Annotated in this window: 2 protein-coding genes; one reads left to right on the forward strand and one right to left on the reverse strand. The window is 69.0% G+C overall.

Annotation, left to right across the window (positions count from 1 at the left end):
- Positions 1–1,258 (reverse strand): MATE family efflux transporter (locus GPA_RS01150; RefSeq protein WP_041238731.1); only part of this gene is annotated, 1,258 nt, incomplete at its 3' end.
- Between the two features lie 183 nt (positions 1,259–1,441).
- On the opposite strand from GPA_RS01150, the gene GPA_RS01155 reads away from it, so the two are divergent.
- The coding region (locus GPA_RS01155) for a MerR family transcriptional regulator (protein ID WP_041238732.1) at positions 1,442–1,919 on the forward strand (478 nt) is incomplete at its 3' end.

Here is a 1,919-nt window from a genome sequence, read left to right on the forward strand (position 1 = left end):
AGGCCAGCACCATCTGCACGATGGTCACGGAGAACCAGATGCCGTCGACGCCCGCCACCCGCGCGATGCCGAACACCACCAGCACCACGAGCACCGCCTCGCCGTACACGATGGCGTTCGAGGCGCGGGCGTCGTCCACCGCGTAGAAGTACGACGTGGACGCGTGCGTGAACCCGTAGAACACGTACGCCATGGAGAAGATGGGCAGCGCGTACGCCACGATGGCGGCCGTCTCGGCCGACGAGCCGAACAGGAGCGGCACCTGGTTGCGCAGCAGGTACATGGCCAGAAGCCCCAGCGCGCCCAGCGAGATGGTTATGAGGTAGTTCGTGTTCCTGAACCGCCGCACGCCGTCGGCATCGCCCGCCCCGTAGTGCTTGGAGATGAGCGGCTGGCTTCCGTCGCCCACGCCCTGGATGAGCATCTGGATGACGCAGGCGGTGTAGGACACCACGGCATAGGCCGCGAGCGCCGTCTCGCCGCCGTAGGCCGACAGGTTCACGTTGATGGCCACCACCGTGGCCTCGGGCAAGAGCGTCAGGCCGAACGGGGCGAGCCCCAGCTTGAGCGCATGGGCGACTATCTTGCCGTCCGGCCGCAGGTCGGCCCGCGCGATTCGGTTCCTCCTCATCAGGAAGAACACGAGCACCGGCACGAACGCCGCCGCCTGCGACACCGCCGTGGCCGCCGCGGCGCCGGCGGTGCCCCAGCCGAACAGCATGACGAACACGTAGTCCAGGGCCACGTTCATCAGGCCCGCGAACACCTGCACCGCCATGGCGAAGCCCACGCGCCCCTGGTTGCGGATGAGCGGCGTGCAGCCCGTGACGAATATCTGGAACGGCACGCCCCACGCGATGACGCTCGTGTACGCCACGGCCTGCTCGAGCGTGCCGCCCTGCCCGCCCAGAAGGCGGCAGATGGGCTCGGCCGCGAACAGCAGCAGCGCCATGACGGGCAGCGCCGCCAAGAGCAGCAGGGTGAACGTCGTGCCCACGGCGCGCCGCGACTTCGCCTCGTCGCCCGCTCCGCGCGCGATGGACGATATCACGCCGCCGCCCATGCCGATGCCCGTGCCCACGGCCATGACGAAGGCCACGAGCGGGAACGCCACGTTGATGCCCGCGACGCCCGCATCGCCCACCGCGTGCCCTACGAACATGCCGTCCACAATGCTGTACACGCTGGCGAGCGTGAACGTGAGCATCGTGGGCAGGATGTAGCGCAGGTACTCTTTCAACATATTCTTCTTGATCATGGTTTTCCACTCCGCTGTTGCGCTGCCGCGCCCCCAAGGGGCGCCCCCTCCGCCGGCGCTTCGCTGCGCGGCGGGGCTTGTTTTGGCTTTTGCCGCATGATACTCTAAACCTTAAAGCGACTTTAAGGTAAAGGGGCACCCTGCCCACCTCCCCCAAATCTCCAAACGGAAAGGGAGCGCGTCATGGAACCCGTGCTGTACGACATCAAGGACGCGGCGCGCTACCTGGGCGTGGCGCCGTCGACGCTGCGCTACTGGGAGCGCGAGGGGCTCGTGCGCGCCGGCCGCAACCGCGGCAACGACTACCGGCAGTACGCGCTGCACGACCTCATCGACGCGAGCGAGATCGCGTTCTACCGCCGCCTGGGCGTGCCGGTGCGCGAGCTGGCGGGCTACCGCACGCTCTCGGCGCGCGATTTGGACGACGCGCTCGACCGCACGGCCCGCGACGTGGAGCAGCGCATCGCCGAGCTGGAGGCCATGCGGGCCCGCCTTGCACGGCAGCGCGCCCTGAACGCACGGGCCGAGGAGCTGGAGGCGGCGGGCATGCGGCCCGGCGCACCCGCCATCGCCCGCCTCGACGCCATCGACTACGCCGACCCCTCCCTCTGGCCCCTGCTGGTGGACGAGCCATGGCGCTTCGCCGTGCTCGTGGACGCGG

This window comes from Gordonibacter pamelaeae 7-10-1-b (assembly GCF_000210055.1).
In the GTDB taxonomy this organism is placed as follows: domain Bacteria; phylum Actinomycetota; class Coriobacteriia; order Coriobacteriales; family Eggerthellaceae; genus Gordonibacter; species Gordonibacter pamelaeae.